Source organism: Vogesella facilis (assembly GCF_042648525.1).
In the GTDB taxonomy this organism is placed as follows: Bacteria; Pseudomonadota; Gammaproteobacteria; order Burkholderiales; family Chromobacteriaceae; genus Vogesella; species Vogesella facilis.
The window spans coordinates 101,087-115,158 of sequence record NZ_JBHRXN010000026.1; the positions used below are offsets into that span (position 1 = coordinate 101,087).

17 protein-coding genes are annotated in these 14,072 nt (G+C 66.5%); 12 read left to right on the forward strand and 5 right to left on the reverse strand.

Annotated elements, in window-relative coordinates:
- Nucleotides 1-141 precede the first annotated feature (141 nt).
- From ACFOLG_RS09460 to ACFOLG_RS09485, 6 genes are all read left to right on the forward strand, one after another.
- Nucleotides 142-1,356: an MFS transporter gene (locus ACFOLG_RS09460; protein ID WP_386091151.1), complete on the forward strand. Its 1,215-nt coding sequence runs from the start codon at nucleotides 142-144 to the stop codon at nucleotides 1,354-1,356.
- Nucleotides 1,357-1,476: 120 nt separating this feature from the next.
- Nucleotides 1,477-2,067 (forward strand): O-methyltransferase, encoded by a 591-nt coding sequence (locus tag ACFOLG_RS09465; RefSeq protein WP_386091153.1) that lies wholly within the window; start codon nucleotides 1,477-1,479, stop codon nucleotides 2,065-2,067.
- Nucleotides 2,068-2,070: 3 nt separating this feature from the next.
- Complete coding sequence (pheA, locus tag ACFOLG_RS09470; RefSeq protein WP_386091155.1) at nucleotides 2,071-3,144, forward strand: prephenate dehydratase; 1,074 nt, start codon at nucleotides 2,071-2,073, stop codon at nucleotides 3,142-3,144.
- Between the two features lie 94 nt (nucleotides 3,145-3,238).
- Nucleotides 3,239-3,826, forward strand: a complete 588-nt coding sequence (locus ACFOLG_RS09475; RefSeq protein ID WP_386091157.1) for an LOG family protein — start codon at nucleotides 3,239-3,241, stop codon at nucleotides 3,824-3,826.
- Between the two features lie 10 nt (nucleotides 3,827-3,836).
- Nucleotides 3,837-4,853, forward strand: a complete 1,017-nt coding sequence (aroF, locus tag ACFOLG_RS09480) for a 3-deoxy-7-phosphoheptulonate synthase (RefSeq protein ID WP_386091159.1) — start codon at nucleotides 3,837-3,839, stop codon at nucleotides 4,851-4,853.
- A 36-nt stretch (nucleotides 4,854-4,889) separates the two neighbouring features.
- Nucleotides 4,890-5,342 (forward strand): OsmC family protein, encoded by a 453-nt coding sequence (locus tag ACFOLG_RS09485; RefSeq protein WP_386091160.1) that lies wholly within the window; start codon nucleotides 4,890-4,892, stop codon nucleotides 5,340-5,342.
- 60 nt (nucleotides 5,343-5,402) lie between these two features.
- Here the strand turns inward: ACFOLG_RS09485 and ACFOLG_RS09490 are convergent, their stop codons facing one another.
- From ACFOLG_RS09490 to dapF, 3 genes are read right to left on the reverse strand one after another with little or no spacing between them, the layout of a single operon-like run.
- Nucleotides 5,403-5,969 carry a hypothetical protein gene (locus tag ACFOLG_RS09490; protein WP_386091162.1) on the reverse strand — a complete coding sequence of 189 codons (567 nt, stop codon included), beginning with the start codon at nucleotides 5,967-5,969 and terminating at the stop codon, nucleotides 5,403-5,405.
- Nucleotides 5,966-6,601 (reverse strand): DUF484 family protein, encoded by a 636-nt coding sequence (locus ACFOLG_RS09495; RefSeq protein ID WP_386091164.1) that lies wholly within the window; start codon nucleotides 6,599-6,601, stop codon nucleotides 5,966-5,968. The genes ACFOLG_RS09490 and ACFOLG_RS09495 overlap by 4 nt, the downstream gene beginning before the upstream one ends.
- A 36-nt stretch (nucleotides 6,602-6,637) precedes the next feature.
- The gene (dapF, locus tag ACFOLG_RS09500; RefSeq protein ID WP_386091166.1) at nucleotides 6,638-7,468 is read right to left on the reverse strand and encodes a diaminopimelate epimerase; all 831 of its coding nucleotides are present in this window, start codon (nucleotides 7,466-7,468) and stop codon (nucleotides 6,638-6,640) included.
- Between the two features lie 190 nt (nucleotides 7,469-7,658).
- Between dapF and ACFOLG_RS09505 the strand changes: the two genes are divergently transcribed.
- The 3 genes from ACFOLG_RS09505 to ACFOLG_RS09515 are packed head-to-tail and all read left to right on the forward strand — an operon-like array spanning nucleotide 7,659 to nucleotide 9,614.
- Entirely contained in the window at nucleotides 7,659-8,294 is a 636-nt protein-coding gene (locus ACFOLG_RS09505) for a TetR/AcrR family transcriptional regulator (RefSeq protein ID WP_386091168.1), read from the forward strand.
- Complete coding sequence (locus tag ACFOLG_RS09510; RefSeq protein WP_386091170.1) at nucleotides 8,294-8,797, forward strand: DUF4442 domain-containing protein; 504 nt, start codon at nucleotides 8,294-8,296, stop codon at nucleotides 8,795-8,797. The genes ACFOLG_RS09505 and ACFOLG_RS09510 overlap by 1 nt, the downstream gene beginning before the upstream one ends.
- Nucleotides 8,798-8,801: 4 nt before the next feature.
- Nucleotides 8,802-9,614, forward strand: coding sequence for a crotonase/enoyl-CoA hydratase family protein (locus tag ACFOLG_RS09515; protein ID WP_386091172.1), 813 nt, complete (start codon nucleotides 8,802-8,804; stop codon nucleotides 9,612-9,614).
- Between the two features lie 101 nt (nucleotides 9,615-9,715).
- Here the strand turns inward: ACFOLG_RS09515 and ACFOLG_RS09520 are convergent, their stop codons facing one another.
- Nucleotides 9,716-10,369 carry a response regulator gene (locus ACFOLG_RS09520; RefSeq protein ID WP_386091173.1) on the reverse strand — a complete coding sequence of 218 codons (654 nt, stop codon included), beginning with the start codon at nucleotides 10,367-10,369 and terminating at the stop codon, nucleotides 9,716-9,718.
- Nucleotides 10,366-12,273, reverse strand: a complete 1,908-nt coding sequence (locus ACFOLG_RS09525) for a type IV pili methyl-accepting chemotaxis transducer N-terminal domain-containing protein (RefSeq protein WP_386091175.1) — start codon at nucleotides 12,271-12,273, stop codon at nucleotides 10,366-10,368. Before ACFOLG_RS09525 ends, ACFOLG_RS09520 begins: the two co-directional genes overlap by 4 nt.
- Nucleotides 12,274-12,451: 178 nt before the next feature.
- On the opposite strand from ACFOLG_RS09525, the gene mobB reads away from it, so the two are divergent.
- From mobB to ACFOLG_RS09540, 3 genes are read left to right on the forward strand one after another with little or no spacing between them, the layout of a single operon-like run.
- On the forward strand, nucleotides 12,452-12,946 hold the full coding sequence (gene mobB / locus ACFOLG_RS09530; RefSeq protein WP_386091177.1) for a molybdopterin-guanine dinucleotide biosynthesis protein B: 495 nt from the start codon (nucleotides 12,452-12,454) through the stop codon (nucleotides 12,944-12,946).
- The gene (locus tag ACFOLG_RS09535; protein ID WP_386091179.1) at nucleotides 12,943-13,194 is read left to right on the forward strand and encodes a MoaD/ThiS family protein; all 252 of its coding nucleotides are present in this window, start codon (nucleotides 12,943-12,945) and stop codon (nucleotides 13,192-13,194) included. The genes mobB and ACFOLG_RS09535 overlap by 4 nt, the downstream gene beginning before the upstream one ends.
- A gap of 2 nt (nucleotides 13,195-13,196) precedes the next feature.
- Nucleotides 13,197-13,658, forward strand: a complete 462-nt coding sequence (locus tag ACFOLG_RS09540; protein WP_386091184.1) for a molybdenum cofactor biosynthesis protein MoaE — start codon at nucleotides 13,197-13,199, stop codon at nucleotides 13,656-13,658.
- Nucleotides 13,659-14,072: the final 414 nt, after the last annotated feature.

Below are 14,072 nucleotides of genomic sequence, written 5' to 3' on the forward strand. Positions count from 1 at the left end.
GCCAACGTTGGCCGCCTGATGCCCAGCCCGCCGCGATGGCGGGCTTTTTGTTGTTCGGCAAAACGATCAATCTGTTCCCGGCACGGACTGGCGGTGCGGCGCAAATGGTTGCACCATGCGCAAAATCATCAAGGAATCATCATGAAACTGTCACCCATTGCCCTGCTGTTGCTGGCCGCCAGTGCCATCGTCTCGCTCAGCATGGGGGTAAGGCATGGCTTTGGCTTCTTCCTGCCGCCGATGACGCAGCAGTTCGGCTGGAGCCGCGAGACCTTCGCGCTGGCGCTGGGCATCCAGAACCTGATGTGGGGCGCATCGCAGCCGTTTGCCGGCGCGTTCGCCGACCGCTACGGCCCGGGGCGGGTGCTGGTGCTCGGCGGCCTGCTGTATGCGGCTGGTCTGGCCTTGATGACAGTGTCGGCCAATGGCTGGCTGCTGTCCGGTTCCGCCGGCCTGCTGCTGGGGCTGGCGCTGTCCTGCACCACCTACAGCGTGGTGTTTTCCGTGATCGTGCGTGCGGTGCCGGACAGCCATCGCTCCAGCGCCATGGGCCTGACCGCCGCGGCCGGCTCCTTCGGCCAGTTCATGATGGTGCCGGTCGAGCGCGGGCTGATCGATGGCCTGGGCTGGATGCCGGCCTTGCTGGTGCTGGCAGCGCTGGCGGCACTGCTGGTGCCGTTGGCCGCGCCACTGCAGCGCGCCTACCTGCGCGCGCCGGCCCTGCCCAAGGCGACGCTCGGCGTCTGGCACGGCATCACCCATGCCTTCGGCGAGGCGTGGCAGCAGCGCTCCTTCCGCCTGCTGATGGCCGGCTACTTCGTCTGCGGCTTCCAGGTGGTGTTCATCGGCGTGCACCTGCCGGCCTATCTGCGTGACCACGGCCTGGCCGGCAACGTCGCCAGTACCGCGCTGGCGCTGATCGGGCTGTTCAACATCGCCGGCACCTATATTTCCGGCAAACTCGGCGGGCGCTATTCCAAGCCTTATCTGCTGGCCGGCATCTACTTTGTCCGCAGCGTGGTGATCGCCATCTTCCTGTGGCTGCCGCTGAGCAGCACCTCGGTGGCGGTGTTCGCCGCGGCGATGGGCTTCCTGTGGCTGTCCACGGTGCCGCTGACCAATGGCGTGATCGTCAGCCTGTTCGGCATCAAGAACCTGGGCATGCTGTCCGGCGCGGTGTTCTTCTCGCACCAGGTCGGCAGTTTCCTCGGCGTGTGGCTAGGCGGGCTGATCTATGACCGCACCGGCAACTACGACCTGGTGTGGGGGCTGGCGATCGGGTTTGGCATCGCCGCGGCGCTGGCCAACCTGCCGGTGAAGGAAACGTTGGCCGCACCGGTCGAGGCGCGGGCATGAGAGTGCTGGCCTGGGTGCTGTTGGCGGCAATGACGGCACTGGGCTTCTGGGGCTATCTGCAGCCCAATTTTGTCGTCAATCTGGGTAATATGCTGTCAGCCTGTTTTTAAGGAGTAAGCCATGCTGACCGCGGCCCACCGCACGCGCCTGCAACAACTGTGGCAGGAGGGCGAGGCGCACGACGCGCGCCACGCCGCCCGTGCCGACAAGCGTCTCAACATCACGCCGCAGACCGGCATGTTCCTGTACCAGCTGGTGCGCGCCCGCAAGGCGATGTCGCTGCTGGAGATCGGCACCTCCAACGGCTATTCCGCGGTCTGGCTGGGGCTGGCGGCCCAGGCGAACAAGGGCCGGCTGCGCTCGGTGGATCACAGCGCGCACAAAATCGCGCTGGCCAGTGCCATGCTGGAGTCTTTCGGCCTGCAGCACACGGTTGCCCTGCAGACTGGCGATGCCTTCGGGCTGCTGGCCGGCTGCGACGACGAATCGGTGGATATGCTGTTTCTGGACGCGGACCGGTCACGTTATGCCGGCTACTGGCCTGAAATCGCGCGAATTCTCACGCCGCGTGGCATGGTGGTAATGGACAATGCCATTTCCCATGTCGACGAGTGTGCGGATTTCCGTGCCGCAGTGCTTGCGACCCATGGCTATCTCGCGGAAACTTACGAGATCGGTAAAGGCCAGTTTGTCATCCTGAAAGACCTCTGAATCGTGTCGGAAGAACTGCTCAAGCAACATCGTGACGCCATCGACAATATCGATGTCGAAATTCTCAATCTTCTCAACCAGCGCGCCCAGCACGCCCGCGACATCGGCGAGATCAAGGGCGGCGGCATCATCTACCGCCCGGAACGCGAGGCGCAGGTGCTGCGCCGCGTCAAGGATCTGAATCCCGGCCCGCTGCCGGGTGAGTCGGTGGCCCGGCTGTTCCGCGAAGTGATGTCGGAATGCCTGGCGCTGGAAAAGCCGCTGTCCATCGCCTATCTCGGCCCGGAAGGCACCTTTACCCAGTTGGCCGCACTCAAGCACTTCGGCCACGCCGCGCGTACCGTGGCCTGTGGTTCCATCGACGAGGCTTTCCGCCTGGTGGAATCGCGCGCGCTGGATTACGTGGTGGCGCCGGTGGAAAACTCCACCGAAGGCGCCATCGGCCGTACCCTGGACCTGATGGTCAGCTCGCCGCTGAAAATCTGCGGCGAAGTGGTGCTGCGCATCCATCACCACCTGCTGCGCAAGGAAGGCAGCATGGACGGCATCCGCCGCGTGTATGCCCATGCCCAGGCGCTGGCGCAGTGTCACGAATGGCTGAACAAGAATCTGCCGGCCAACGTGGAGCGGGTGTCGGTGGCCAGCAATGCCGAGGCGGCCAGGTTGGCCGCAGAAGAGACGGACTGCGCCGCCATTGCCGGCCAGGCCGCGGCGGAGCGTTACTGTCTGCTGAAACTGGCGGAAAACATCGAAGACGAGCCGAACAACACCACGCGCTTCCTGGTGCTGGGTAATCAGGACGTCGGCCCGACCGGGCAGGACAAGACCTCCATCATCGTAGCGGCGCCCAATCGCCCGGGCGCGGTGCATTACCTGCTGGAGCCGCTGGCGGCCAACGGTGTGTCGATGACCAAGTTCGAGTCGCGCCCGTCGCGCGCCGGGCTGTGGGACTACGTGTTCTTCATCGACATGGAAGGCCATGCCCAGGATGCCCACCTGGTGCAGGCGCTGGCCGGCCTGCGCGAGCGCACCGCCTTCGTGAAGGTGCTCGGCGCCTACCCGCAGGCGGTACTGTAACTGGCGGCAGCTCGCCGGGCAGGTGCCCGGCGAGCTGCTTTTTACGCCCAGCTTCATTTGTGGAGAGCCCGCCAAGCGCGGGCGCAAGCACACCATGACGATTCAATCCATCTGTCTGTTTTGCGGTTCCAGCAGCGGTAGCAATCCTGCCTACAGCGTGGCCGCGCGCGAACTGGGCGCCACGCTGGCGGCCCGCAATATCACCCTGGTGTACGGCGGTGGCAATATCGGCCTGATGGGCGTGGCCGCCGATGCCGCGCTGGCGGCCGGTGGCCGCGTCATCGGGGTGATCCCGGGCTTTCTGAAGGAGAAGGAAGTCGCCCACGACGGTCTGTCCGAGCTGCACGTCACCCACACCATGCACGAGCGCAAGGCGTTGATGGAAGACCTGTCCGGCGGCTTCATCGCGTTGCCCGGCGGCTTCGGCACCTACGACGAGCTGTTCGAGATGCTGACCTGGGGCCAGCTGTCGGTGCACCAGAAGCCGATCGGCCTGCTCAACGTCGCCGGCTTCTTCGACCCGCTGCTGGCCATGGTGCAGCACGGCGTGCGCGAAGGCTTCATCCGCGAGGCCAACCTGGAGTTGTTCGTGGTGGCAGACACGCTGCCGGAACTGCTGGAAGGCATGAACAGCTATCGCGCCGCGCCGGTGGCCAAGTGGCTGTCGCACGACCGTATCTGAGTCCGTTCCCATGATTATCGTGATGGCCGCGAGCGCGACGGCGCCGCAAATCGATGCCGTGGTTGGCCGCATCCGTGCCGCCGGCCTGAGTGAGCACATTTCGCGCGGCACCGAGCGTACCATTATCGGCGCGGTGGGTGACGAACGCAGCTTGAGTGCCGACATGTTCGAGACCATGCCCGGCGTCGAGCGCGCCATGCGGGTGGTGAAGGACTACCGCATGGTGTCGCGCGAGGTGAAGCCGGACAGCAGCGTGGTGTCGATCCGCGGCGTGCCCATCGGCGGGCCGCAGTTGCAGCTGATCGCCGGCCCCGGCGCTATCGAGGACGCCGCGCAGCTGAACGCGCTGGCGGGCGAGCTGCGCGCGCAGGGCGTGCGCCTGCTGCGCGGCGGCGCCTTCAAGCCGCGCACCAGCCCGTATGCGTTCCAGGGCGTGGGCGAGATCGGCCTGGAATACCTGCAGCAGGCCGCTCGCGCGCACGGCATGCCGATGATCAGCGAAATACTGGATGTGCGGCTGCTGGATACCTTCTTGGAATACGACGTCGACGCCATCCAGGTGGGGCCGCGCAATATGCAGAACGTGCCGCTGCTGCGCGAACTGGGGTGCATCAACAAGCCAGTGCTGTTGTACCGCGGCGTGTCCGCCACCCTCAGTGAGTGGCTGATGGCGGCGGAGTACATCGCCATCGGCGGCAATCACAATATCGTGCTGTGCGAGCGCGGCATCCGTAGTTTCGAGCCGGCGGCGCGCCATGCGCTGGACATCAGCGCCATTCCGCTGCTCAAGCGCGAGACGCATCTGCCGGTGCTGGTGGACCCCAGCCATGCCGGGGGCCGTGGCTGGCTGGTGCCGCCGCTGGCCGCCGCTGCGGTGGCCGCCGGGGCCGACGGCCTGCTGCTGGAGGTGCACCCGTCACCACAGGATGCCTGGTGTGACGCCGAGCAGGCGATTACTCCGGCCGAGCTGCAGGCACTGCAGGCGCAGCTGCAGCCGCTGGCGGCGGCGGTTGGCCGCAGCCTGTAGCACTGGGATGTTATTTTTCAGCGACAAGGGGACGCCGTGAGCGAGAACGCCATCGTCAAGCTGCAGCAAGTGCAGGACTACCGCTTTGACAACCATTTTGCCGACGTCGCGCTGCCGTTGCAGACCGATGAGCCGCCGCCGTTGGGAAGTGGTAGCGGCCCGTCGCCGTCGCAGCTGTTGGCCGCGGCGGTGGCCAATTGCCTGACCGCCAGCCTGCTGTTCGCCTCGCGCAAGTTCCACATCGACTTCGAGCCGTTGTCCTGCGAGGCCAATGCCATAGTCGACCGCAACGAGCGCAACCGGCTGCGGGTGCAGCGCATCGAAGTGCAGCTGCGCGCCGGGCAGCCGGTAGCGGCTGCGGCCAACCTTGAGCGGCTGCTGGGCAGTTTCGAGGATTTCTGCACCGTGTCGCAAAGCGTGGCGCAGGGCATTCCCGTGCTGGTCACGGTGCTGGATGCCGACGGCACGGTATTGAAGGCGCCGGCCTGAGCGTGTTCCGCGATGAAAAAACCCGCCGATTGGCGGGTTTTTTCTTGTATGGCGCGGCGCTCACACGTAGCGCAGCAGCAAGGGCACCAGCAGTTCCGCCGCCCAGCCCAGCAGCAGCGGCGCCGCCACGGCGGTGATGATGACGCCCGGCCATGACAGCCAGCCTTGCTGCTGGCGGCTGAACCACAGGCACAGCCGGTACAGCAGGTAGCCGCCGGCCGCCACCAGCGGCGGCAGCATGGCATAAGCCTGCAGCGGGCGGTCGGCCAGTACGGTGCTGAGCGTGACCAGCCCCAGATGCAGGCACAGCTGCGACAGCGCATAGGCGGTCATCAGCGGCGGTACGCCTTGCAGGCGGATGCCGGCGCGGCCAACCTGCAGCGTGCCACAGGCCAGCAGCAGTGCGGCAATGCCGGTCCAGGCATACGGATACAGAAAGGGCAGCCACACCGGCACCACCGCCAGTGTCGGCAGCGTCAGGCGGAACAGCACCGCGCAGATGAAGTAGGCGCCGATGAAGGCCAGTGCCGCCGGCAGGCTGTCGCTGGCGATCAGCCGCCACAGCGCATGCAGCACGTACAGGGCGAGGGGGGCCAGCAACAGCAGGCTGGAAATGTCCGGACTCATGCCTTGCCAAGTACCCGCAGCAGCGCCTGCGACATCAGCTCCGCCATCTGCGCCAGGTAGTGGGTCTGCATTTCCAGGGTGAAGCGCTGCGCATCATCGCTGGCGATCACCAGCATGCCGAACGGCTCGGTGCCATCGCGCAGCGCCAGCTGCGCAAACGACTGCAGCACCGGGGTGGTCGGGAACCAGCTGATGATCTCGTCGTTGGCGTAAGGGCCGCAGTAGGGCGCGGACAGGTTGCCGGCCAGCAGGCGGATATCCTGGCGGCTGTTGTACAGCTCGCTGCTTTCCGCGCCCGGGTGCCACAGGCGCAGCGCCACGCGCGGCAGGCCGAAGTGTTCGGCAAAGCTGTGCTGGATGGCCTGGTGCACTTCAGCCAGGCTCTGGCCGCGCAGCAGGGAGACCGCCAGCTTGTGGCTGCGCGCCACGATCTGATCGTTCTGTTCGCCGTGGCGGATCAGCTGCGTCAAGCGCGCCTCCAGCTGCCGGTTGCGATCTTTCAGGTCCAGCATCTGGCGATCGGCAAACGACACCACCCGGTCCTGTAGCGGCTTCAGGCCATAGCGCGGCGCATGGCTGGCCAGGAAGTCCGGATTGTCGTCGAGGTAGGCCAGAATCTCTTCAGCTTGCACAGAACACTCCTTTCTTGCGGGCGGCCAGGTTGGCCGCTAGACGTCGATTTCGCCGTTGAATACCGTTACCGCCGGGCCGGTCATCTTCACCGGCAGGCCGGGGCCACCCCAGGCAATGGTGAGGTCGCCACCGCGGGTGTGCACGCGCACCACCTTGTCCAGCAGGCCGCGACGGATGCCGGCCACCACGGCGGCGCAGGCGCCGGTGCCGCAGGCCAGTGTTTCGCCGGCGCCGCGCTCGTACACGCGCAGGCGGATTTCGCCGCGGCCGACGATCTGCATGAAGCCGGCGTTGACGCGTTCCGGGAAGCGGCTATGACGCTCGATCAGCGGCCCTTGTTCCGCAACCGGTGCGGTATCGACGTTATCGACCACCTGCACCGCGTGCGGGTTGCCCATCGACACCACACTGACATCCACCGAATGCTCGCCTGCCTGCAGCGGATGGCTGATGGCATCGCCTTCGGCAAGGAACGGGATCTCCAGCGGCGCAAAGCGCGGCACGCCCATGTCCACGGTGATCAGGCCGTTGTCGTCCAGCATCGGCACGATCACGCCCTTGGCGGTTTCCACGCGGATGGCGCGCTTGTTGGTCAGCTTCTGCTCGGTGACGAACTTGACGAAGCAGCGTGCGCCATTGCCGCACTGTTCCACCTCGCTGCCATCGTTGTTGAAGATGCGGTAGCGGAAGTCGTTTTCGGCCGCTTGCGGCGCTTCCACCAGCAGCAGCTGGTCGAAACCGACGCCGGTATGGCGGTTGCCCAGCTGACGCAGGCGCTCCGCAGTCAGGTGCACGGTCTGGCGCACGCCGTCGATCACGACAAAGTCGTTGCCCAGGCCATGCATCTTGCTGAACTTGAGTTTCATGGGTGCTCTGAAATGGCGGAAAAATGGTCTTCATCATAACCGATTCGCCCGGCCTGTCATGCAAATTCACCGCCTGCAGCGGCCGGCAATTTATTGGCGCACGCCGCCTGGCCATTGGCCCGTGGCGGCATGACGGTAGAAATTCAAACGCTTGATTGACACCTTACTGACCGGTAAGTAGAGTCGCCGCATGAAAGTGGAAAACGACGCGCGCGGCGATACGCGCAGAAAGATTCTGGATCTGGCGGAAACGCTGCTGCTGTCGCGCGGCTTCAATGCCTTCAGCTACCAGCACATCAGCGCCGGGCTGGGGGTGCGCAATGCCGCCATCCACTACCATTTCGCGCGCAAGACCGACCTGGGCGTGGCGCTGATCGAGCGCTATCGCCGCCGTTTTGCCCGTTTTATCGCGGCCCAGGCCGGGCTGGCGCCGGCCGAGCAGCTGGAGCGCTATTTCACGCTGACCGACAGCTATTTCCTGCGCCAGCAGATCTGCCCCAGCGGCATCCTGTCGGCCGAGCTGCAGACGCTGCCGCCGGAGATGCAGCAGGCGGCCGGCGGTTTCGTCGCCGAGATGCGCGCCTGGGCGGTGGACATCGTGGCGCGTGGCCAGGCGGATGGCAGCATGCACTACGCCGGCAGCGCCGCCGGCATGGGCGCGCTGATGTTTGCCAGCATGCAGGGCGCGCTGCAACTGGCGCGTTTCGACGAGGCTGCCATCGGCAGCGTCAAGCGCCAGCTGCGGCAGCTGCTGGGCCTGGCGGCCGAGGCCAGCGGCACACACCATACCGATAACACCGCAACAACACACGAGGAGACACAATAATGAGCACACCCAAAAACAGCATGTGCCGCATGGTGGACAAGACCGCCGCGCTGCCGGCCGGCCTGCGCAGCTGGGCGATCACCAAGATGTTCGGCAAGTTCGTGCCGTTCCTCGGCACCGCCGGGCTGGTATTCGAGCAAGTCAGCCGCGAGCGCATGGTGGTCAGCGTCAAGAACCGCAAAAAGGTGCAAAACCACATCCACGGCCTGCACGCGGCGGCGATGGCGCTGCTGGCGGAAACCGCCACCGGCTTCGTGGTGGGCATGAACGTGCCGGACGACAAGCTGATGCTGCTCAAGTCGATGAAGGTGAGCTACTTCAAGCGCGCGCAGGGCAATATGAAGGCGGTCGCCACGCTGAGCGCGGAGCAGGTTGGCCGCATGCAGCTGGAAGAAAAGGGCGATGTGCTGGTGGAGGTGCTGGTCACCGACGAATCCGGCGAATCGCCCATTGCCTGTGAAATGGTGTGGGCGTGGGTGCCGAAGAAACGCAAGGAGGGTTGAGGCCATGGAATACCGCACGCTGACGCTGAATGTGGCGGCGCATGTCGCCCACCTGGCGCTGAACCGCCCGGACAAGGCCAATTCGCTGAACGAAACCATGTGGCAGGAGCTGCAGGCGGCGCTGGAGTGGTGCGACGCCGAGCCGCAGGTGCGTGCGGTGGTGCTGTCCGGCAACGGCAAGCACTTCTGCGCCGGCATCGACCTCACCATGCTGATGGGTGTGCAGCAGGCGGTGGAAGACAGCTGCGAGGCGCGCAAGCGCGAGAAGCTGCGCCGGCTGATCCTGCAGCTGCAGGCCAGTGTCAACAGCCTGGAGCTGTGCCGCAAGCCGGTGATCGCCGCCATCCACGGCGCCTGTGTCGGCGGCGCACTGGACATCGTGCTGGCGGCGGACATCCGCCTCGCCGCGGCCAATGCCGTGTTCAGCGTACGCGAGGTGGATGTCGGCATGGTGGCCGATGTCGGCACCCTGCAGCGGCTGGCGCGGGTGGTGGGCGAGGGCAATGCTCGTGACATGGCGTTGACCGCGCGCGACGTATCGGCCGCCGAGGCCGAGCGCATGCACCTGGTCAACCGGGTGCAGCCGGATGCCGAGGCGGTGCTGGCCGATGCACTGGCTACTGCTGCGCAGATCGTCGCCAAGTCGCCGCTGGCGGTGCGCGGCACCAAGGAAATCCTCAACTACAGCCGCGACCACAGCGTGGCCGACAGTCTCAACTACGTGGCCACCTGGAACGCGGCGATGCTGCTGTCGGACGACATCCAGCAGGCGGTGATGGCGGCGGTAAGCGGCGGCAAGGCCAGCTTCCGCGACTGAGCGCTGCCGGCATAAACAAAAAGGTTGGCCGCACTGTTGCGGCCAACCTTTTTTATTCGCGCCGCCGGGGCGGGCTCCCCGGTGTGGCAAGCGCCGAACGCTCAGCCCTTTTCCAGACCGTGCTCCACCGCGTACACCGCCGCCTGCACCCGGCTGGACAGGCCCAGCTTGCGCAGGATGTTCTGCACGTGCACCTTCACCGTGCTTTCCGCCAGATCCAGTGCGCGGGCGATTTCCTTGTTGCTGGCGCCGCGCGATAGCCAGGCCAGGGTCTCCCGTTCGCGCGGAGTCAGGCTTTCCAGCTCCGGGTTGCGCGTCTCGGCGGCCGGCGCGCGCAGCCGCGCCACCAGCTTGGCGGTCATCTCCGGCGACAGCACGCTGTCGCCGTCCACCGCGCGGCGGATGCTGGCGAGCAGGAAATCGGCATTGATGTTCTTCAGCAGGTAGCCGCGCGCACCGCTCTTCATGCACTCGGCCAGGTCGTCGCCGTCCTCGGACACGGTGAGCATCAGCACCGCCAGCTGCGGCTGCGTCACCAGGATCTGCGCCAGCGCCTCGCGGCCGTTCATCTGCGGCATGTCGATGTCCAGCAGCACCACGTCCGGCTTCAGCTGCTCGGCCAGCTTGACGCCCTCCAGCCCGTCGGCGGCCTCGCCGACGATGTCGAAATCGGGCTGGCGCTGCAGCAGCGCCTTCAGGCCGCTGCGGAACAGGGTGTGGTCGTCTACCAGCAGAATGCGGATGGTTTGGCTCATGCGGCTTGTCTTTCAGTGTGGGGCAGGGTGAGGCAGACCTCGGTGCCGGTGTCCGGCAGCGGGCGGATGGCGATGTGGCCGTGGATGCGCGAGGCGCGCTCCTGCATGATGGACAGCCCGACGTGGCGGCTCTTGCGCGCCTCGAAGCGCTGCTGGTCGAAGCCGCAGCCGTCGTCGCGGATGGTCATCACGAAGTCGGCCTCGTTGCGGATGTCGATGCGCACTTGCTGCGCCTGGGCGTGCTTGCGCACATTGGACAGCGCCTCCTGCAGGATGAAAATCACCTGCAGTTGCTGCTGCGGGTCCAGCGGCAGGCCGTTGCCCTGCATGTTCAGCTGGGTGGCAACCTGCGCCTGCTGCTCGAAGCGCGACAGCAGGGTGCGCACCGCGTCGGCGAAGTCTTCCTTGTTGATGCGGGTGCGGAAGTTCAGCAGCAGCTCGCGCACGTCCTCGTAGCATTCCTGCACCCCGGTGCGGATGAAGCCCAGGTTTTCCTGCGCCTGCTCGGTTTCGCCGCCGTCCATGGCCGATTCCAGCATCTGCACCTGCAGATTGAGGAAGGACAGCGACTGCGCGATGCTGTCGTGCAGCCCCTGCGCCATCAGGTTGCGCTCCTCGGCCACCGCGAACTGGCGGTCGCGCGCCGCCAGGCGCAGGTTTTCGATGGCGATGCCCAGGTGGCTGCCCAGGGTTTCCAGCAGGAACTGGTCCTGCGGCGACAGCGGGGTGACGCCGCGGAAGTACAGCGTGAAGATGCCGACATTGTTCTGGTTATGGCGGATGTGGAACACCGAGATTTCCAGGAAACCGGCGCGCTGGCAGTGTTTTTCCTCGGCATGCTGCATGCGGTCGAAGCGGCGGATCACCGCGAACGGCTGCGGCACTGCCTCGCCGCAATGGCAGCCTTCCAGCGGCGCGCAGTGGTCGTCTTCCAGCATCTCCGCCGGCAGGCCGCGCTGGGCGATCAGCTCCAGCCGGCCGCGCTTGATGTCCACCAGCCGCACGCTGCCGGCGTCGGCGCCGGTCAGTTCCATCAGCCGGCCGATGAAGCCGTCGCACATCGGCTCCAGCTCGTGCGATTCGTGCAGGAAGGCGGTGGTGCCGTACAGCGCGGTGAGGTGGCGGTTTTTCTCTTCCACCGAACGAGTCTTGTCCTCCACCTTCTGCTCCAGCGTGGCGTACAGCTCCTGCAGGTGGCTGGTCATCTGGTTGAAGCCGGTGGAGATCAGCGCGAACTCGTCGTTGCCGCTGACATCCACCCGCGCGTCCAGCTCGCCGTCGCGCAGGCGGGCGATGCCTTCGCCCAGGGTGTTCAGCGGGCGGATCACCAGCAGGAACAGCAGGAACATCATGGTGAACGAGCCGACGATGGCCATGGCGATCAGCGCCATCTGGAAGAAGCGCAGCAGGGTGGTATTGCGCGCGTTGTCCTCCTCGATCAGCCGCACCAGGCGGTCGATGCGGTCGACAAAGCGGTTGACGTCGGGCCGCGCCTGGTTGTTGAGCAGGCGCGAGGGCTGCGCCGCGGCGCGCTGTAGCTGCGGCAGGATCTCGCCATGCCAGTGCTGCTCGATTTCCGCCGCCTGCTGCCGTACCGCGGCATTGTCCGGCAGGAACAGCGGCCGCGCCGGGTCGCCTTTCTTCAGCCGCGCCAGCGTGTCGGTGAAGGCCTGCTGCTCTTGCTGGATGCGCGCCAACGGGGCGTTTTCGCTGACTAGCAGCGCCACGTGGTAGCTGCGCATGCGCAGGCTGCCGGCATCGTTGATGGCGGCGGCGCCGCCTTCCAGCTTCCACGACAGCACCAGGGTGTAGCCGATGGAGGTCATCGCCAGCAGTAGCCAGGCGACGGTAAGCATCAGCAGCTTGCTGGACAGGCTGCGCATTTGCGGCGTTTGGCTGAGCATGTTAGGTCGTCCGGAGGATAGGCAGTGCCCGGCCGGCGCGGCACAATGATGGGCAGTTCGACGTTGGCCGCAACGCGGCCGGAATGGCAGAGGGCATGGCGTAATCTGTGCTGACAGTACTGACAGCTCTACCATAGCGCTGCGGCGCCGTCGCTACAATCCGCCAAAAGGAGAGGGTGTGCAGAAAGTACTGGGCATTGCCGGCTGGTCCGGCAGTGGCAAGACCACGCTGGTCGAGGCGCTGCTGCCAAGGTTGGCCGCACGCGGCCTGCGGGTGTCGGTGATCAAGCACAGCCACCACGACATCGAGCCGGATACGCCGGGCAAGGACAGCTGGCGCCACCGCCAGGCCGGGGCGGCCGAGGTGATGCTGCTGTCGCCGCACCGTGTCTCGGTCGTTGCCGAGCTGGCGCAGGAATTGAGCCTCGAACAGCAGCTGGCGCGGCTGCAGCCGGTGGACCTGGTGCTGCTGGAAGGGCAGAAATGGCTGCCGGTGCCCAAGCTGGAGGTGCACCGCCCGGCCGTCGGCAAGCCGCTGCTGTGCGCCGACGACGCGCGGGTGCTGGCGGTGGCCAGCGATACGCTGCTGGACATCGCGCTGCCGCAACTGGCATTGAACGATCATGACGCCATCGCCGATTTCATCGTGCGCTGGCTGGAGGAAGGCAAGTGAGCATACGCATTCTGTATTTCGGGCGCCTGAAAGACGCGCTGGGCCGCGGCGAGGAAACCCTGGACTGGGCCGGCGGCGACAGCGCCGCGCTGTTGGCCGCCCTGCGCGGTCGCGGCGACGACTGGGCCGAGGTGCTGGCCGCCGGCAAGGTGTTCCGCCTGGTGGTGAACCAGCAGGTGGTGCGCGGCGCGGTGGCGATTCCGGATGGCGCCGAGGTGGGCATCCTGCCGCCGGTGACCGGGGGCTGAGCATGCACTGTCATATCACCGTTCAACACGAGCGTTTCGACCTGGCTGCCGAAGAGGCCGCCCTGCGCGTGCTGGCCGGCGACGCCGGCGCGCTGGTGGCGTTCCAGGGCATGGTGCGCGGCCACGACGCTGCCACGCCGCTGGCCGCCCTGTTCCTGGAACATTATCCGGGGGTGACCGAGGCCGAGATCGGCCGCATCGCCGAGGATGCCGCCGCGCGCTGGCCGATCAGCGCGCTGCGCGTGGTGCACCGCGTCGGCAGCCTGGTGCCGGGCGAGCAGATCGTGCTGGTGCTGGTGGCCTCGGCACACCGCAAGGCGGCGTTTGCCGCCGCCGAATACCTGATGGATTACCTCAAGACCGAGGCGCCGTTCTGGAAGCGCGAGGATTTCACCGACGGCAGCAGCCGCTGGGTGGACGCCAAGGCCAGCGACGACGCCGCTGCCGCCAGCTGGGGCGACTGACGCTAGCCCTGCGGCCAACCTTGGCCTGCCGGCTTGGCGGCGGTTAACCGCCGGTAAACGGCGCCCCGTACCGCCATCGCTGCGCGTGCTTGCGCGCGGCTGCCGCGCCGTCGCGGCCAGCAGTGCGGCCCAGCGTTTTCCTCGCGGCCGGTGCGTGCCGTGCGCTGTTGCCGGCGAAGGCGCTGCCCGCTGCGGCAGGCAGGCGCCATCACGCATCTCCCCGTTGTCCCGCTGGCGTACTGCAAACGCCGCTGCCGGCCGGCTACTGCGCCATTCCGGCCGGCGCAGTCGGCCGGTTTCGCCGCCGTCGAACGCCACGGCCGGCAGGCAGTCCCGACCTTGCCATCGTCATCTACACCATCCGAACTAGTCTCCCCCGCCAAACGGCACGCCACGGCTAATCCCTAATCCTTG

Coding starts and splice junctions, on each gene's coding strand:
- ACFOLG_RS09520 (WP_386091173.1), bottom strand. CDS start 10,369: ATGAGCCAAACCATCCGCATTCTGCTGGTAGACGACCACACCCTGTTC.
- ACFOLG_RS09490 (WP_386091162.1), bottom strand. CDS start 5,969: ATGAGTCCGGACATTTCCAGCCTGCTGTTGCTGGCCCCCCTCGCCCTG.
- dapF (WP_386091166.1), bottom strand. CDS start 7,468: ATGAAACTCAAGTTCAGCAAGATGCATGGCCTGGGCAACGACTTTGTC.
- aroF (WP_386091159.1), top strand. CDS start 3,837: ATGATTATCGTGATGGCCGCGAGCGCGACGGCGCCGCAAATCGATGCC.
- ACFOLG_RS09515 (WP_386091172.1), top strand. CDS start 8,802: ATGGAATACCGCACGCTGACGCTGAATGTGGCGGCGCATGTCGCCCAC.
- ACFOLG_RS09475 (WP_386091157.1), top strand. CDS start 3,239: ATGACGATTCAATCCATCTGTCTGTTTTGCGGTTCCAGCAGCGGTAGC.
- ACFOLG_RS09460 (WP_386091151.1), top strand. CDS start 142: ATGAAACTGTCACCCATTGCCCTGCTGTTGCTGGCCGCCAGTGCCATC.
- ACFOLG_RS09465 (WP_386091153.1), top strand. CDS start 1,477: ATGCTGACCGCGGCCCACCGCACGCGCCTGCAACAACTGTGGCAGGAG.
- ACFOLG_RS09505 (WP_386091168.1), top strand. CDS start 7,659: ATGAAAGTGGAAAACGACGCGCGCGGCGATACGCGCAGAAAGATTCTG.
- ACFOLG_RS09525 (WP_386091175.1), bottom strand. CDS start 12,273: ATGCTCAGCCAAACGCCGCAAATGCGCAGCCTGTCCAGCAAGCTGCTG.
- ACFOLG_RS09540 (WP_386091184.1), top strand. CDS start 13,197: ATGCACTGTCATATCACCGTTCAACACGAGCGTTTCGACCTGGCTGCC.
- ACFOLG_RS09510 (WP_386091170.1), top strand. CDS start 8,294: ATGAGCACACCCAAAAACAGCATGTGCCGCATGGTGGACAAGACCGCC.